Genomic DNA, 16,822 nt, shown 5'->3' with positions numbered 1-16,822 from the left:
GCTTGAATCAGTAGGGCTTGAATCAGCAAAGAATACCATTTCTGAAGCTGCGTCCTCCAGGACGAAAATGGATGGAAACAGCTCATATAAAGCCATCACCTATGACATCTTAATTGTTGATGACACGCCAGAAAATCTGCGATTATTGTCCGATTTGCTGAATAAAAAGGGTTATCACGTTCGGAAATCATTGAACGGACAGTCTGCTATTCGGGCTGTTCAAACTACAATGCCGGATCTCATTCTGTTGGATATTATGATGCCCCATATGAATGGATTTGAAGTCTGTCAACACCTGAAATCCTCACCTGAAACAGCGAGTATTCCAATCATTTTTTTAAGCGCGCTGAATGAATCATTGGACAAAATTAAAGCCTTTCAGATCGGTGGAGTGGACTACATCACCAAGCCCTTCCATTTTGATGAGGTGCTGATTCGTGTTCGCAATCAGCTTGATTTGAAGGAGAAAAATGACAAAATCCATCAACTAAATCTCCAACTAGAGGAGCGAGTCAGAAAACGGACACAGCAGCTTGAAGCTAGCAACAGAGAGTTGATTCATGAAATTGAAGAGCGCAAACGCATTGAATCACAACTGATAAAAATGACGCTCCACGATGCGCTGACCCAACTCCCTAATCGGGTATTTTTTATGGAGCAGTTGAATCAGCAACTCAATCAGGCTAAAGTTAACCTATCCTATCAGTTTGCAGTTTTATTTTTAGATTGCGATCGGTTCAAAGTAATTAATGATTCATTGGGGCATCTGGTAGGGGATGAAGTTTTGCTGGCTGTCGCTCAACGATTGCGGAATCGCCTCAGGGAAGAAGATACCCTGGCTCGGTTAGGAGGAGATGAGTTTGCCATTCTACTACCTCAGGTAGATGCCGATCGCGCCATTCAAGTTGCAACCTGCTTGCTGACAGCATTTACAGATCCATTTCATTTGAGCGATAAACGAGAGGTGTTTATCAGCACCAGTATTGGAATTGCCCTCAGCAATCTGGGGTATGAACAGCCAGAACATCTGTTACGAGATGCTGATACCGCAATGTATCGAGCTAAAGCTTTGGGTAAAGCCCGCTACCAAATTTTTGATACTGAAATGCACAATGCAGCCCTGCATTTGTTGCAGTTGGAAACTGATTTGCGTCGGGCTGTGGAACAGCGAAAGTTAACGCTCTATTATCAGCCGATCGTCTCTTTGCAGGCAGGGCGAATTACTGGGGTTGAGGCACTACTACGCTGGCAGCATCCAAACCGGGGGATGATCATGCCGTTTGAGTTCATTCCAGTGGCGGAGGAAACCGGGTTAATTTTACCCATCGGAGCCTGGGTGCTGCAAGAAGCCTGCCAACAATTAAAGCATTGGCAACAAAATTGCATTGTTGATAATACCTTTACGATGAGCATTAATCTGTCGGTACGGCAGTTTACTCAAACCGATTTAATTCAACAAATTGATCGAGTCTTAACAGCGACTCAAATCAATCCAAGCAATCTGCAATTAGAGATTACTGAAAGCGTAATTATGGAAAGCACTAATAATATTTTCCAAATTCTCCAGCAGTTGCACGATCGCCAAATTCGTTTAAGCATTGATGACTTTGGTACGGGCTATTCTTCTCTCAGCTATTTACACGCTTTCCCGGTTCATAGTTTGAAGATCGATCGATCGTTCATTCAACGGTTAGAGGATCGTCCTGGTGAGTTGGGATTGATCCCAGCGATCATCAGCATTGCCAGTACTTTGAATATGCCCGTAGTAGCAGAAGGTATTGAAACATTGCAACAGCTTCACCAATTACGGCGACTGAACTGTGACTTTGGTCAGGGTTATTTCTTTTCTCAACCGTTGCCCGCTCAAAAGATCACTCACCTACTCACTTCAAACCCTCAATGGTAAGACATGATGAACACTGAGCTTGATTCTGTTCCTCTCCTCGATCGCAGGACGGCCGATATTCTGGTTGTGGACGATGTAGTGGATAATGTACGCCTTCTGTCCACTATGCTAGCGGAGCAGGGATATACCGTGCGTAAGGCAATTAATGGACAAATAGCCCTAACGGCAGTGCAAACAATGCTGCCCGATTTGATCCTGTTAGATGTTAATATGCCGAAACTCAATGGTTATGAAGTCTGCCGAAGATTGAAATCAAATCAGGAAACGGCTGGGATTCCAGTCATTTTTTTAAGCGCGTTAGATCAAGCTACGGATAAGGTCACTGCATTTCAAGTTGGGGGAGCCGATTACATTACCAAGCCCTTTCAGGTTGAAGAAGTTTTAGCACGGGTTCAGCATCAACTAAAAATTCAAACGCTTCAGGCTCAATTACAGGCAAAAAACCTGGAACTACAGCACACGATCGTTACTTTAAAATCGACTCAAGCCCAACTCATTCACCATGAAAAGCTGGTTGGTTTAGGGCAAATGGTGGCGGGGATTTCCCATGAGCTAAACAATCCCGTTAACTTTATTTCTGGCAATATTGCTCCCGCTTTAGGTTATATAAAAGATTTACTAATGCTAATTGATTTATATCAACAGGAATATCCCAATCCACCTACTGCAATTCAACAGGCGATCGAAAAAATCGAGTTACCCTTTCTGCTTACTGACCTGAGAAAGCTAATGAATTCCATGCAGCGCGGAGTCGATCGCGTTCGTTCGATTATTCTGGCATTGCGGATTTTTTCCCATTTAGATGAATCGGAAATCAAAGCTGTTGATTTAAACCAGGCGATTGATAGTGCATTATCACTCTTGCAACATCGGTTACAGGTTGAGGACAGCGATTTTAAGGTGAAAGTGATCAAACAGTATGACAAAGATTTACCTGCACTCACCTGCTATCCTAAGCAACTTAATCAGGTGTTTTTCAACCTGCTGAATAATGCGATCGATGCCCTGGAAACTCGATTTAAAAAAGCTGAAGCAGGGAAGGAACACTGTCCAACCATCTGGATTGAGACGCGACAAATTTCAACGCAATCTATCAGCATCTCAATTACCGACAACGGTTGCGGTATTTCTGAGACAGTAAAGCCCCGCTTATTTGAGCCATTTTTCACCACAAAACCCGTTGGCAAAGGAGTTGGATTGGGGCTTTCCACCAGTTATAAAATTGTGACGGAAAAACATCAGGGGCGTTTAACATGCACTATGCTTCCTGGAGAAAAGACAACCTTCACGATCGAATTGCCCGTGATGCTGTAAGTCTGTGCCCATGAATACCGCTGGTTGGACACCGCTCCATGCTCAACTCCATCGCACCCTGCGGCAACGGCAACTTTTACCGAAGGGCAGCCGATCGCTGGTGGCGGTGTCCGGGGGACAGGATTCGCTGTGTCTGGTGCAGTTGTTACTGAATTTGCAGCCGAAGTGGCAATGGCAACTGGCGATCGTCCATTGCAATCATCAATGGCGGCAGGATGCAACCGCAAATGCAGACTATGTGGAACAGTTGGCGAAGGATTGGGGGGTACCTTGCTTCATCGCAACGTCAGAGGAGAAACTCACCAGTGAAGCAGCGGCGCGGCAGTGGCGATATCAGGTGATGGCGGAGTTTGCTTGTCAGTCTGGCTACTCATCTCTAGTCACGGGACATACGGCCAGCGATCGGGCGGAAACGCTGCTCTATAATCTGGTGCGGGGGAGTGGAGCCGATGGGTTGCAAGCTTTAACCTGGCAACGGCCACTGGTTCCGGGGGTGATGCTGGTGCGTCCCTTACTGGAGGTGACTCGGGCTGAAACGGGAATGTTCTGTGAAACTGCCCAGCTCCAGGTTTGGGAAGACTCAACCAATCAGGACTGGCACTATGCCCGCAACCGGATTCGCCAGGAATTAATCCCCTATTTGCAAACCCACTTTAATCCGCAGGTGGAGCAAACCCTGAATCAGACGGCAGAACTGTTGCGGGCGGAGGTGGAATACCTGGAGGCGGTGGCGATCGAACTCTTGCACCAGTGTTCTGTTGAAACAGATTTTCCGCCTCGACTCGATCGATCGTTTCTCAAAACCGTTCCCCTGGCCCTTCAGCGTCGAGTCATGCGGCAATTTTTAGTCAGGATTCTGCCGATCGCCCCCACCTTTGACCAAATTGAAAAGCTGGTGGGCTTAATTGCTGCCCCAAATCGGAGTCAGACCGATCCTTTTCCAGGGGGAATGATCGCGCAGGTAGACGATCGGTGGATTGTGATGGGGGAGATGAACCGGACTGAAGGCAGGAGCGATGGGATTGGTTGACAGCGGTAAGGCTTAATTTTAGAGTTGCTAAGGATCGTGGATTAACCTGACGGACTAAAGCCATGCCGACTCAACCATCCCTTTCTTTACCCCCTATGGGCTGTGGCACCTGGGCCTGGGGCAATCGCTTGTTGTGGGGCTATGACCAGAGTATGGATGAGCAGCTACAGGCTGTTTTTAATCTCTGTGTGAATAGTGGCGTGACATTGTTTGACACGGGGGATTCCTACGGCACCGGACGGCTCAACGGTCAAAGTGAGAAACTGTTAGGACAATTTAGCGAAGCTTACGTTGGTGCGAACAAGGAGCAGATCTGCATTGCCACCAAACTGGCTCCCTATCCCTGGCGGCTGACGCGAGGAGCCATGCGATCGGCGGGTCAGGCTTCGGCAAAACGGCTGGGACGATCGGTGGATCTGGTGCAAATGCACTGGTCTACGGCGAATTATGCCCCCTGGCAGGAATGGGCCTTGCTGGATGGATTGATGGATCTGTACGAGCAGGGACAGGTGAAAGGGGTGGGATTATCCAACTATGGCTCTAAACGATTGCGACGAGTGCATCAAAAGTTTGCGGAACGCGGTATTCCCATCACCTCTCTTCAGGTACAGTATTCGCTGCTGTCCACCTATCCCGTAACGGAACTGGGCATCAAGGAAGTCTGTGATGAGTTGGGCATTCAGCTCATCGCCTACAGTCCATTGGCTTTGGGATTGCTCACCGGAAAGTATGCTGAAGGCGAAAAACTCCCCAAAGGACTGCGGGGTTTCCTGTTTCGACAACTGCTACCCGGAATTCGTCCCGTGCTGGACTGTGTGGAGGCGATCGCCCGATCCCGCGCCAAAACTCCGGCTCAAGTGGCGCTGAACTGGTGTATCTGCAAAGGGACAATTCCGATTCCAGGGGCAAAATCCGTCGAACAAGCCCAGCAAAACATCGGTGCCCTAGGCTGGCAGCTCGATCCAGGGGAAGTGCTGGAACTCGATCGGGCAGCCCAGAAGACAGACAAGCGCATGGTGCAGAACATTTTCCAGACCAGCTAACAAACCCTACCGCGATCCACTTCCCAACACCAGCAGCCCAACCATCGTGGCACTATTCCACAAACTGTGCAGCAGGATCGGAGCCAGCAATCCCCGCGATCGCGTGTAGACATAGCCCAGCACCATTCCCAACACCGCCAGCGGTAATACTTCCGATAGACTTAAGTGAGCCAGGGCAAACAGCAACGCACTCAACCCGATCGCACTCCAAACTGGGACATAGCGCGTTAAGGAAGGCAGCAAAAACCCCCGGAACAGAATTTCCTCAAACACGGGAGCCGCCACCGCTGCCGTGAAGAAGAAGAGGGAAATGGCAACGCGATCGCCCTCCTCTAGCACCGTTTGCAACAGGGGATTGCTGCCCCCCTGCCCCTGCCAGATCTGCTGATTAATAATAGACACGCCTACCATTAACGGTAACGCGGCCAGGTATCCCCCCAAACCCCACAAAAACCAGTTGCGTTTTCCCTGAATCTGAAACCAATCTTCCGGTAGGGGAAAGAAGGGGCGAATCGAAAGGTAGAGAACAGTCAGCCCGCCCCCTGCCATGAGGAGATAGTAGGTCAGGGTGTAAGCCGCCTTCGCCTGATTGCCCAACGCGGCAAAGTTTAAGCCCACAATCTGTAGGAAAAACGGCAGGATAATTTGCCCAACAAAGAAAAAACCCAGAACGATTACCTGCAACGTCGTATCCCATTCCCAGGGCACACTCCAGGACAGGCTGGTTTCTGCGGTCGTTACTCCCGCTGCATCGACTTTTGGCGTGTCTTTGCGGAACAGTTGTCGTACGGCCGTCCCGATCAGCAGGATCAGCCCAATGGTGCCCCCAATCACCGGAATCACATTGACCAGGGCTAACTTAACGATCGTCCGTTGGGCCACCTGTCGTTCCGTTGCTTGCAGTGCCGCCAGCCGATCCGATCGCTGTTGCAGTTCATAGAGCCGAGTCAGGGAACGGTAGCGGAACCAGCCATCCAGTTGTTTAAGAACGGGTTCAGCATCGGGCAAGAGGCGAGGCGGTTCACTCCATAGTCCAACTAATACCTCAGCCGTTCGGGTCAAATCCTTTCCGGTTGGCAGCAAAGTGGGGCGATCGAGAATCCCATTCCAGGCGGTTTGGGCCTCGGCTGTATTCCCCTGTTCTGCCTGAAGAATGCCGATTCGCAGATCCAGTTGATTGACCAACTCCTGCTGTTGTTGGATGGATGTGCTCAGACGGCTCATGTCCACTGGCGCAGCGGAGGGTTCCGTGGGAACTGCAAGGTTAGTTTCATTGGCATCGCCGGGGGTTTGGAGTTGCGCCTGAAACTGATTCAGGTTTGCCTCCGCCGAGGTGCGCACCGTCTGATACTGCTTCAATGCCGTTTCCAGCGGTTTCTCCCCCAATAGGGCATTCCGTGCCGCCGAGAAATCCTCTTCTGGTGCAGCATCCTCCGGTGAATCAACCAGTTCCAGGGCCCGGAGGCCAGATCCGTTTGGTACAGTTGGAGGCGATCGTTAACTTGCGGTTCGCCCAGGCTTCCCAGGAGCGAGCTACCCAGCAATGCCACCATCACCAGGGTGATGGCCACCAAGATCAGCCGTTTCAGTTGTTGTCCTGTCATTCCCTGCTTCATTTGGGTGATTCTCACATTCTAGGGTAGAGCCGTCTCTAAACGGGTTAGAATGCTGTTGGTTTATCGTATTTTGCTCTTTTGGCTCTAATTAAGGAGGGTAACATCCTGGCTACTCGCGTTATTCTGGTTCGTCACGGAGAAAGCACCTACAACGTGGAGCGTCGCGTGCAGGGGCTTTGCGATGCCTCTAGTTTGACCGAAGCCGGTCGCGTTGGGGCTGGCCAGGTGGGAACGGCTCTCCAGGGATTGCCGATCACGACGATTTATAGCAGTCCGTTGAAGCGGGCCAAGGAAACGGCGGAGTTGATTAGCTCCATGCTCGGCCAAAATGGGTTTTCTGCCCCAGCTCTCAAATTTTCGGATGACCTGCGGGAAATTAGCCTGCCGCTGTGGGAGGGATTATCCTTCCAGGACGTGGAGGATCAGTATCCGGAGGAATACCGGATGTGGCGCGAGTCTCCAACGGAGCTGAAGATGAATGTGCCCGCTGAGGATGGCAGCGTTAGCGTTTTCTACCCTGTGATCGCCCTGTACGAGCAGGCCCAGCGGTTCTGGAAAGATACAATCTTGAACCACGGGAGCGAGACGATTCTGCTAGTGGCTCACAGTGGCATTAACCGTGCCCTGATCAGTGCGGCGATCGGTTTAGGGGCAGGGGGCTATCAGGTGTTTCACCAGTCCAACTGCGGCATCAGTATCCTCAATTTTTCGGGCGGTTTGGGCGATCCGGTGCAGCTAGAATCCATCAACCTGACAGCTCATCTCGGTCAACCCTTACCGAAACCCCGAACGGCTCAAGGGGCACGATTCCTGCTGGTACGGCATGGGGAAACCCAATGGAACCGGGAAAAACGCTTCCAGGGGCAGATCGATGTGCCGCTGAATGAGCAGGGACAGGCCCAGTCGGGGCAGGCTGCGAAATTTTTGGAGTCGGTGGCGATCGATCGCGCCGTCAGTAGTCCAATGTTGCGCCCGAAGGAAACGGCGGAAATTATTCTCCAGCACCATCCCAGCGTCACCCTGGAACTAGAGGACAACCTGAAGGAAATTAGTCATGGGCTGTGGGAAGGCAAGCTGGAAGAGGAAATTGAGCAGGGGTTTCCGGGGAAACTGGAACAGTGGAAAATGAATCCAGAAACCGTCCAGATGCCGGAAGGTGAAAATTTGCAGCAGGTTTGGGATCGCACCGTCACAGCCTGGAATGTGATCCTGGCAGCCACCCCGGATACGGGCGCAGCGGATACTGCCGATAGTCCCCACGGTCGTCCGTTTACCACCCTTGTCGTTGCCCACGATGCGGTCAACAAAGCCCTCCTCTGCTATCTCGCCGGACAAACGCCGCACCATTTCTGGGCATACAAGCAGGGAAATGGTTCCGTCACGGTGATCGACTATCCCTATGGCGTTTCTGGTAGACCCCTGATCCATGCCCTCAACATCACCAGCCATTTAGGGGGTGTACTGGATAAAACAGCCGCAGGAGCGTTGTAACGTCCATGTCTTCCCTACTGCTTCGTCACGCTCGCTTGATTGATCCGACCTCTGATACCGATCGCCCGGCCGATGTCCTGATCAGGGATGGCGTGATTCAAGCAGTGGAGGAGACGATCGCGGATGATCCCAGTGATACGAAGGTACGAGACTGCACAGGATTGGTTCTGGGGCCAGGTCTGGTGGATTTGTATAGCCATTCTGGGGAACCGGGGTTTGAAGACCGGGAGACACTGGACTCTTTGATGGCGGCGGCAATGGCCGGTGGATTTACCCGTTTGGCGATACTGCCGGATACGAAGCCAGCGGTGGATAGTCCGGCGGGGGTGGAGTGGTTGCGAAGTCGGGAGTCGGGAGTCGGGAGTCGGGAGTCGGGAGTCGGGAGTCGGGGGCTGAGGCTGTATCCCTGGGGGGCGTTGACCCTGGGGGTGAAGGGTGAGCAGATGGTGGAGTTGATGGAGCTGTCGGAGGCGGGCGTGGTAGGCTTTGCCGATGGACAGCCGATCGCCTCTAATATTTTGCTGCGTCGATTGCTGGAGTATGGACAGATGCTTCAGAAACCGATCGCTCTGTATTGCTGCGATCGAGGGTTAGCAGGGAATGGTTCGGTGCGAGAGGGATTGGCGGCATTGCGCCTGGGATTACCGGACAGCCCCGTGATGGCGGAAACGGCTCCCCTGGCAGCTTTGCTGGAATGTGTGGCGGAGCTGAAGACTCCCGTCCATGTCATGCGAGTGTCTACTCAACGGGGAGTGGAGTTGATTCGTGCGGCGAAGGCTCAAGGTTTACCGATTACAGCCAGCACTACCTGGATGCATCTACTGTTGGATGTGACTGCGGCCCAAAGTTATGATCCCAGCCTGCATTTAGATCCACCCCTGGGAAATCCAGAGGATCAAACAGCTTTAATTCAGGGCATCCAGGATGGCACATTAGATGCGATCGCTGTGGATCACACGCCCCTGACCTACGAAGAAAAAACCGTCGCGTTTTCCGAATCTCCGCCCGGCGCGATCGGTTTAGAATTGGCACTGCCCTTACTGTGGCAAACCTTTGTGGAATCGGGGCAATGGTCTGCCCTATCGCTCTGGCGCAGTCTCAGCAGTCATCCCGCCCGTTGTCTGAATCAGTCTCCTGCTGCGATCGCTCCGGGGCAGCCCGCCGAATTCATCCTGTTTGATCCCCAATCCACCTGGATAGTATCTCCTGAAACGCTCAAGTCTCGATCGCAGAATACCCCCTGGTTGGGACAGGAAATTCGGGGGCGGGTTTTGCTGGACTAATCACATCTAAAGTGATCGACTCAATTAATCGACTCAATTAACGACAGCCGAGGGATTCACGGGTATCTGCCCCGGTGGTGGGATTCGTGCCACTGGCAGACTCGCAAAGATGGATCACCTGATCTCGATCGAGCATGGCATAGCTAAAGTCGGCTCCTGTCACCGTTGCGCCTTTGAAGTTGGACTTGAGCAGCATGGCAGAGGTCAAAATGGCATTACTCAAATCGGCTCCGGCTAAGTTGCTGAGGTAAGCAATACTGTCCGTCAGATCGGCTCCCTGAAAGCTGGCTTCCTTTAGGTTCACACCGTTAAACACAGCTCCCCGCAGATCGGCACCGCTGAAATTTGCGCCCTCCAGCTTGGCATTGCTGAATTCCGCCTGAGTCAGGGTTTGTCCTGCAAAGTCTTTCGAGGTGGCATTCACGCCATCGTAGGAGCGGACGGCCGCAGAGCTGGCTGCCTGGGCTGATAGGGGAATATTCAATACGGAAACAAACAAAACAAGCAAGATACAAACAATATGCCGCACGAGTCTCATAATCACTACACGCCTGAACCACGTCGATTCTAAAGTTAACATTTTTTAACACCCGAATAGAGCAGGATTTTCTTCCAGATGGCAGGGGGCATCGCCCATTGGAATGACCCGAAAGAGGGATGAGGCGATCGGGTTATCTTGGTATATTAGAAACATAGAAACGTTCATCTCGAAGTCAGTGAATTGCTCGTAGTGAATTACTGAGTGAGCGGCTGATTAAGGGACGGAAGTAAAGGAAAATCCTTGAAGGAACGCGCCTCAGTGAATAGTCGCTTTGGAGGCGAAACCCATGGAAATGATTTATCGCGGTGTCCGTTACAATTCTGCACCTGCTCAGGCTGAAGTGATTGATGCTCCCGTTGTGGGAACCTATCGTGGTTCGTCGTTTAGGTTGCATCGGGCGATGCGATTACCCAAAATTCATCATGTGCTGCACCTAATTTATCGCGGTGCGCCAAGTGAAGTCGCTTACTAATGATGTGTTGGCGGATTAGATGGTAGTGATGATAAGTCCGGTAATCTAGCCTGTTGCACGAACACTAGGTTTGATAACGAGAGTTAGCCAATAGCTGAACATAGTAGCGTATCCTTTTGAGGTATACGCTATTTTCTTTTATATCGTTTTGTAGGTGGAATGGGCAGGCAAGATGCCCACCCCACAAGAGGTTGGTGGCAGTTAGGGATAGGTGGAATGGGCAGGCAAAATGCCTACCCCACAAGAGGTTGGGTTATTCTAATTTTTGGTTAATGCATGATGCGGTATTCGGTGCTGATGGACATGAATACAGTGGGATCGGGGGTGGGTAGGAGAGGACTCCAGCTTTCGATTCTGCGGAAGTTTTTGAGATAGAGATCGTGAATCGTGGCGCGAACTACTTCTTTCGAGCCAAAGATGATAACGCGAACACGCTCTTGTCCAGCACTCGGATCGGAATCATCACCGAAGGCAGGACGATCGAACAGGTTAAAATCACCTGTCATGGGAATTCTCCTTGTATGGATTAGGGATTGTGGAATCAGAAGAAACCCACCAACCCGGTTTTCCCCCGCATTCAACCATCGCAAAGCCAGGGATAGGAGGTGTTCAACAAAAACGCTAAACTAGTCCAAGCCCGACGGACAGCTACGGTCGTCTGTGGGGTTAGAGGTATGTTGTAGGTGCTCACTACTTCATACCTCGCCAGGTTGCTGGGAGCCAGGCTACGGCAAACACGCACTATGTAGCCATGAATTAAGAAGATACCAGATCGATCGCCTCAGTCAAGTGTTCTGTTGTACAAGTTTACTGATTGCCGGAAAATGCTCAATGATTTGGAGCCGCCAGATTCCGAAACTGGGTAAACTGCGGATCGAACAATAGCTTGACTGTTCCCACAGGGCCATTCCGGTGCTTGGCAATAATGACTTCAGCTAAACCGCGATCGGGGGTATCAGGATCGTAGTACTCTTCCCGATAAAGCATCATAATTAAATCCGCATCTTGCTCAATACTGTTGTGAACAACAATATTATTAGCAACGAAGTTATGCAGTACGGGCACGGTCAAATCAAAGACTGCTGCTTCGCCATCAGGAGTAATAGATTCGATCGTGTCCCAGTAAATATCACTGGTTGCCAGATGATGCATTACGTCAGAGTGGACAATATGCGCCAAACGTTCGGCTCGATCGCGGCTTAGATTTGATTTGTACAAGGTTGTACCGCAATACTGGTTTCCTAACTGAGCTTGCATCTGTCGGCTGGTAATTCCGCCTTCTTGCATTGCTGGAACTGCATACTTCCGCCATACTGCACGAGGAATAATGTCTCGATTTGTATTAGAAACAACCGTATCTAAATGACGCTGAATCGCTGCCAGTGCTTCACACTTGTATGCACCAACCGCCTGAACAATTGCTACAAAACGTTCCAGGTCGGGTTTGCCACTGACGGTGACGTGGTATTGGTCGCGCCCCTTGCCCGTTTGAGAATGAGTGGACAGCCGCCCGTTGATTCCTAAACGCAGGAGAAGGGTTTGAACACCAACAGCAAGTTTCAGACTGCTAGTAGCATAGTATACGGCTGGATGGCCTTGATTGCGACCAGGCAAGATGCAACCATCCGTACTCCAAAGATGGCGCAGGAAGAGAGCGATCGCTGCTTGAGGTTGCTCAAATACGCAATTGGGCACAAATTTTTCGTGAGAGCGCAAACCAAACACACCCAAGCGATCTAACCAGGCAGCGATCGGATTTCTAGTTTTATGAGTCAGTCGATAGCTTGCAGCCAGGTAAACTTGATACCACTCTCGTTCTCGTTTAATCACAGGTTTAATTTGCTCACCAAACTGCTCAATTGCTAGAGTGGCAACCGTTTGAGCTAAGTCATTTTCCCTTGTCGTGTGTTGAATGGCATGACGGGGTAAGGTACAACCATCTCCAATCAAATGACCTAGCAATGCAAGCTCTGCATGACTCATGGTTTGTTGCTCAGAGTTGGGAATCTGCCGAGGTAAAGCTAAACAACCGCCAACTTGAAGTTGATCTAGCCTTACCCAACCATCTAGCGTCAGAAATTGATGATTTCCAGTTGCTCGAATCGTTCGTCCAAGGCGCGTTTTGAGACAATACACTGGTTTTGTGCCAGTACAAAAAGCGTGGCTGACTAAAGCTCGTTTTAGCTTCAAGGTCACTGGATCGACTGCCCAAACCGCAAACCCTGATTGCCCTACCAGTTCCCGGATCGGAACTAGACGACCGCTATCTGCCAGCGTAATCAGTGTATCTCCTGTCAAACAGCCGCTTTCACGTAAATCCGACATCATTGGCCGTTTATTATTCCGCGATTCCACCCCCCGGCTCAACTGCGATAGGGCAATGATCGGCACATTTAATTCGCGGGCTAATCCCTTCAACGATCGCGTAATTTTCGACAATTCCTGCACCCGATTATCACTGCCGCCTTCCATTAGCTGCAAGTAATCAATTAAAACCAGTCCCAAAACGCCCCCATTTTCTGATTGCAAGCGGCGAGCCTTCGATCGCATTTCAGCAATGGCAATATTCGGCGTATCGTCAATAAAAACGGGGAGTCGAGATAGAAAATCGATCGCAGAACCCAATGCTTCCCATTCATGGGGGCTGATGCGTCCGGCGCGCAATCGTCCACTTTCAATCCGAGATTCCCCGGCCAGCATCCGATACACCAACTGTTCCTTCGACATTTCCAGGCTAAAGATGGCGATCGGGAGTTTTTGAAAAGCAGCAATATTACGAGCAATATTGAGAACGAAGCTTGTGTTGTGGACACAAATATCATTGGCTACAAAATTGTGCGTTTCAGGAATTGTCAAGTCGTATACCTGTTTGTAACCTGTCAACTCAATGGACACAATCTCATCCCAATACACATCACCCATCGCCAGATCTTTTAACTCCTGGTGATTTAATGCATTTGCCAGGGTTAGCAAACGTTCGCGGGTCAGGGAACGCTTACCCACATGCATATTCGTATATCCTTGAATTCCCGATCGCAATGCTAGAGATTGCCAGCTTTCTTCCCCTTTTGCCGTTTTCAAGTTCTCCCAAATTTCAATTGGAATTAAATCCCGATTGGTTTGATATCGTCGTTGTTGTAAAGCATTGCGAACCCTGTCTAAAGCTGCTTCTTTACCAAAAATTCCAATTTCTGAAATGAAATTTTGAATTGACAAAGCATCTGTAATATCAAGCTGCCAGGCGGTTCGTCTTTCGTCCTGATATCGAACCGAACGATGTTTCAACGTTGCAATTACTCCAAAACGGAGTAGCAAATGTTGTACTTGCTGAACCAAAGTTTTGCTAACTGAGGCAAAGCCCAATTGGGACTGTCCACTGCCTAAAACCGTTGCCCAGCCATCGGTAGCGAACAACCGATTTAAGAACAGTGCAAGTTGCGATCGCTCTAGTTTAAATATGATTTCAGGAATTGTTTTAGTATGGGCATTTTTCCCCCATAGCTTTAATGTTTTAAGTCGTAGAGTTAATGGATTTTGAAACTCAATATCTGAATAGCCTTCAGGCACTAACTCATCAGGTTGAACATTCAGTATTTCACAAAGCTGAACAAACGTCTCTCGATTAGGTGCAGCATCTCCATTGTTCCAGCAGCAAATCAAAGAAGGACTCACGCCCAGATGTTGAGCAACTTGCCGAGCTGGTATGCCCCGATCTGCAATCAGTGACTTTAAACGTTTGCCAAATTGTTGCCGCGCTTGAGTAATGGTTTTCAGGTTGGTCTTCACATAAAAACTGGGCGCACGCTGTCCATTGGAAGTTTCAATTCGTACCTGAAGCTGGCCAAACTGCTCAACCGACTCACAAAAGTCCTGTTGAATTTGCGGATTCGTGTTAGTAAAGCTAGGAGTTCTTCCCGTTAAACAGCCATCACCAATCAAGTAAGCAAGCAGCTTAACCTCACACGATCGCAGCGTTTCTGTACCAAAAATGTCAATACGTCGAGGAACCGCAATTTTGTCACCTGTGCTCAACTCCGAGAGCGGTTGCCAACCCTGCAACGTCAGAAAGGGGTGGGTTAAGGTTGTTTCGATCGATCGCCCTAATCGAGTCGTGACCTGAAAAACAGGTTTTATTCCATCATCGACAAAGGCTGAAGGCTCTGTGATGCCGAATTGCCAGTTCGATTTGAGGGTGAGCAATTGTGCTGTTTGACGACGGTAAATTTCTTGAATGGTTGCAACCGACCCATCAGACAGAGCAATTCTGGCATCATAGGCCAAACACTTACCCATAGACGGCCAACCCGCTGCAATAATCAAATCCGATCGCTGGAAGCCCTGGGTCATCGCATCCAGATCATAAAATCCGCAGGCAATCCCCGGAGTCACCAGACCCAGGTGCCGCTGTTCAATATCCGAGAAAGTTTGAGTCAGAATATCGGAAGTTGCAGTCAATCCCTGGGTTGGGCGTACCTGGGTAATATTGAAAATCTTTTGTTCCGACTGATCCAGAATCCGTTCCAGGGGAGTCGTCGTGTCATAACCCAATTGCGCGACTTCCGTTCCTGCCTGAATCAACTTGCGCCGCAGGTACTTTTCCATCACCAACTGCGCATACTGATCGATATTCACCGCGCTAATGGTGCGATCGACCAACTGGGCCAACTGCCCCTGTCCTCCCACCTTTTCCAGCAGCCCATTGTCATGCAGCCAGGTCGTCACACTCATTAAGTCCGTCGGCCGTCCCTGAGTTTGCAGCGTCAGAGCCGCCCGAAAAATCTCCCTATGGGCACTGATATAAAACGCTTCCGGGTTCAGAATCTCCATCACCCGCCCGATCGCCTCAGGATCAAGCAAAATACCGCCCAATATGGCTTCTTCCGCGTCAATATTTTTGGGGGGGAGACGATCGTTATAGCCCTGGAAGCTGAGTTCTTGCATGGGAGAGTGCTGAGTAGGGGAGTCGGGAGTCAGGAGTTAGAAGAAGTCAGAGTAGGGTGGGCATCGCCCACCAGAGAGGCGGGAATAGGAAGGGGATTAGATTTTAGTACTATTGTACTATTAAAGCAAGTCGTGCTGTGTATTGTAACTTGGGAATCGATCGGTTTTGAGGTTTGAGAGGGAATGTTTTAGATTCTCAGGAAAGGAAATTGAACAACCTGAAATTCTTGTGGGGTAAGCATCTTGTGGGGTAAGGGGGATGCGGCAAAATAACACACCCGGTAGGGGCACACTGCTGTGCGCCCTTACTTGTGGGGTGGGCAGCGTTTCGACTGAGCTCACGCCGAAGTCTTGCCCGCCCAGTCAACCAGGCAGAATGATAGACCCAACCCAATAACCCAACAAACCAACCCAACAAAATAAGGCGATCGGTCTGAGTCGATCGCCCCTTGCCTGATTTTCGCAGGTTAAATTGAAGCATGAAACCCAATCGTTTCAGGGGGTTAAAGCCTATGTTTGAGCCTGATCTCACGGGCAGGCAAGACTTCGGTGTGAGCTCAGTCGAACGCTGCCTGCGCTACGGAAAATCAACGGGCAGGATGCCTGCGCTACAGGAAATTGGTGGGCAAGATGCCTGCGCTACGGGAAACTAATTCAGGGGCACAACCTGAATTTCTACCGTTGCGGTCACTTCTGGATGCAGTTTGAGATCGATTCGGTATGATCCCAGCTTGTGAATTTCGGGAACGGTAATGCCTCGACGATCCAGTTCTAGCCCAGTGGCGGATTGGATCGCGTCTGCTACATCCTGGTTTGTCACCGTACCAAAGATGGCTTCGTTTTCGCCCACTTGCTTAGAAATGGACAACCGACCCACCTTTTCCAGGGCTGCCTTTTGGGTTTCAGCCTCTTTCTTCAGTTCCAGCAACCGCTGCCGTTCTGCTTCCCGACGACGTTCGACCTGCTTCAAAATGCCAGGAGTGGTGCGGACTGCCATGCCCTGGGGCAGAAGATAATTTCGTGCGTAGCCAGGAGCAACCTCGACGAGATCACCATTCCGACCCAGCTTGTTAATATCTTGTGTTAAGACTAGTTGAACCCGTTTCGCCATGAGCCTTGCCTATCGTTCTTTGGATAACATTAAATCTGCTTGTGAGCCAGTCTATAATCGTAGCGAATTGGGTC

General features: G+C 50.3%; 13 protein-coding genes and 1 riboswitch. Of the genes, 7 read left to right on the top strand and 6 right to left on the bottom strand.

Annotation, left to right across the window (positions count from 1 at the left end; all coding sequences use genetic code 11):
- Positions 1-67 precede the first annotated feature (67 nt).
- The 4 genes from ACM1PF_RS20565 to ACM1PF_RS20550 all read left to right on the top strand — a co-directional run bounded on the left by ACM1PF_RS20565 (position 68) and on the right by ACM1PF_RS20550 (position 5,293).
- Positions 68-1,906, top strand: a complete 1,839-nt coding sequence (locus tag ACM1PF_RS20565) for a two-component system response regulator (RefSeq protein WP_416666508.1) — start codon at positions 68-70, stop codon at positions 1,904-1,906.
- Between the two features lie 3 nt (positions 1,907-1,909).
- A complete protein-coding gene (locus ACM1PF_RS20560; protein ID WP_416666507.1) occupies positions 1,910-3,220 on the top strand; it encodes a sensor histidine kinase in 1,311 nt (436 codons plus the stop codon).
- A gap of 10 nt (positions 3,221-3,230) precedes the next feature.
- A complete protein-coding gene (gene tilS, locus ACM1PF_RS20555) occupies positions 3,231-4,250 on the top strand; it encodes a tRNA lysidine(34) synthetase TilS (protein WP_416666506.1) in 1,020 nt (339 codons plus the stop codon).
- A gap of 62 nt (positions 4,251-4,312) precedes the next feature.
- Complete coding sequence (locus ACM1PF_RS20550) at positions 4,313-5,293, top strand: aldo/keto reductase (protein ID WP_416666505.1); 981 nt, start codon at positions 4,313-4,315, stop codon at positions 5,291-5,293.
- A 6-nt stretch (positions 5,294-5,299) separates the two neighbouring features.
- On the opposite strand, the gene ACM1PF_RS20545 is transcribed toward ACM1PF_RS20550, so the two are convergent.
- Complete coding sequence (locus ACM1PF_RS20545) at positions 5,300-6,679, bottom strand: CPBP family intramembrane glutamic endopeptidase (protein WP_416666504.1); 1,380 nt, start codon at positions 6,677-6,679, stop codon at positions 5,300-5,302.
- Positions 6,649-6,897 carry a hypothetical protein gene (locus ACM1PF_RS20540; RefSeq protein ID WP_416666503.1) on the bottom strand — a complete coding sequence of 83 codons (249 nt, stop codon included), beginning with the start codon at positions 6,895-6,897 and terminating at the stop codon, positions 6,649-6,651. The genes ACM1PF_RS20545 and ACM1PF_RS20540 overlap by 31 nt, the downstream gene beginning before the upstream one ends.
- Before the next feature lie 90 nt (positions 6,898-6,987).
- Here ACM1PF_RS20540 and ACM1PF_RS20535 point away from each other — a divergent pair, with 90 nt between their 5' ends.
- On the top strand, positions 6,988-8,400 hold the full coding sequence (locus tag ACM1PF_RS20535) for a 2-carboxy-D-arabinitol-1-phosphatase (RefSeq protein ID WP_416666502.1): 1,413 nt from the start codon (positions 6,988-6,990) through the stop codon (positions 8,398-8,400).
- A 5-nt stretch (positions 8,401-8,405) separates the two neighbouring features.
- On the top strand, positions 8,406-9,683 hold the full coding sequence (locus tag ACM1PF_RS20530) for a dihydroorotase (protein WP_416666501.1): 1,278 nt from the start codon (positions 8,406-8,408) through the stop codon (positions 9,681-9,683).
- A gap of 37 nt (positions 9,684-9,720) precedes the next feature.
- Here the strand turns inward: ACM1PF_RS20530 and ACM1PF_RS20525 are convergent, their stop codons facing one another.
- Positions 9,721-10,221 (bottom strand): pentapeptide repeat-containing protein, encoded by a 501-nt coding sequence (locus tag ACM1PF_RS20525; protein WP_416666500.1) that lies wholly within the window; start codon positions 10,219-10,221, stop codon positions 9,721-9,723.
- Positions 10,222-10,380: 159 nt separating this feature from the next.
- A riboswitch (Glutamine riboswitch) is annotated at positions 10,381-10,479 on the top strand.
- 31 nt (positions 10,480-10,510) lie between these two features.
- Here ACM1PF_RS20525 and ACM1PF_RS20520 point away from each other — a divergent pair.
- Positions 10,511-10,696, top strand: a complete 186-nt coding sequence (locus tag ACM1PF_RS20520; protein ID WP_416666499.1) for a DUF4278 domain-containing protein — start codon at positions 10,511-10,513, stop codon at positions 10,694-10,696.
- A gap of 269 nt (positions 10,697-10,965) precedes the next feature.
- Here the strand turns inward: ACM1PF_RS20520 and ACM1PF_RS20515 are convergent, their stop codons facing one another.
- From ACM1PF_RS20515 to rplI, 3 genes are all read right to left on the bottom strand, one after another.
- The gene (locus ACM1PF_RS20515; protein WP_416666498.1) at positions 10,966-11,202 is read right to left on the bottom strand and encodes a hypothetical protein; all 237 of its coding nucleotides are present in this window, start codon (positions 11,200-11,202) and stop codon (positions 10,966-10,968) included.
- 322 nt (positions 11,203-11,524) lie between these two features.
- Positions 11,525-15,637: a replicative DNA helicase gene (locus tag ACM1PF_RS20510; RefSeq protein WP_416666497.1), complete on the bottom strand. Its 4,113-nt coding sequence runs from the start codon at positions 15,635-15,637 to the stop codon at positions 11,525-11,527.
- A gap of 649 nt (positions 15,638-16,286) precedes the next feature.
- Positions 16,287-16,748: a 50S ribosomal protein L9 gene (rplI, locus tag ACM1PF_RS20505; RefSeq protein WP_416666496.1), complete on the bottom strand. Its 462-nt coding sequence runs from the start codon at positions 16,746-16,748 to the stop codon at positions 16,287-16,289.
- Positions 16,749-16,822: the final 74 nt, after the last annotated feature.

Origin of the sequence: Egbenema bharatensis FJBBOT/2019, assembly GCF_048077055.1 — a bacterium.
GTDB lineage: Bacteria > Cyanobacteriota > Cyanobacteriia > Elainellales > Elainellaceae > Egbenema > Egbenema bharatensis.
This window is presented reverse-complemented; position numbering and strand designations above follow the sequence as displayed.

Coding starts and splice junctions, on each gene's coding strand:
- ACM1PF_RS20565 (WP_416666508.1), top strand. CDS start 68: ATGGATGGAAACAGCTCATATAAAGCCATCACCTATGACATCTTAATT.
- ACM1PF_RS20560 (WP_416666507.1), top strand. CDS start 1,910: ATGATGAACACTGAGCTTGATTCTGTTCCTCTCCTCGATCGCAGGACG.
- tilS (WP_416666506.1), top strand. CDS start 3,231: ATGAATACCGCTGGTTGGACACCGCTCCATGCTCAACTCCATCGCACC.
- ACM1PF_RS20550 (WP_416666505.1), top strand. CDS start 4,313: ATGCCGACTCAACCATCCCTTTCTTTACCCCCTATGGGCTGTGGCACC.
- ACM1PF_RS20540 (WP_416666503.1), bottom strand. CDS start 6,897: ATGACAGGACAACAACTGAAACGGCTGATCTTGGTGGCCATCACCCTG.
- ACM1PF_RS20530 (WP_416666501.1), top strand. CDS start 8,406: ATGTCTTCCCTACTGCTTCGTCACGCTCGCTTGATTGATCCGACCTCT.
- ACM1PF_RS20525 (WP_416666500.1), bottom strand. CDS start 10,221: ATGAGACTCGTGCGGCATATTGTTTGTATCTTGCTTGTTTTGTTTGTT.
- ACM1PF_RS20520 (WP_416666499.1), top strand. CDS start 10,511: ATGGAAATGATTTATCGCGGTGTCCGTTACAATTCTGCACCTGCTCAG.
- ACM1PF_RS20515 (WP_416666498.1), bottom strand. CDS start 11,202: ATGACAGGTGATTTTAACCTGTTCGATCGTCCTGCCTTCGGTGATGAT.
- ACM1PF_RS20510 (WP_416666497.1), bottom strand. CDS start 15,637: ATGCAAGAACTCAGCTTCCAGGGCTATAACGATCGTCTCCCCCCCAAA.
- rplI (WP_416666496.1), bottom strand. CDS start 16,748: ATGGCGAAACGGGTTCAACTAGTCTTAACACAAGATATTAACAAGCTG.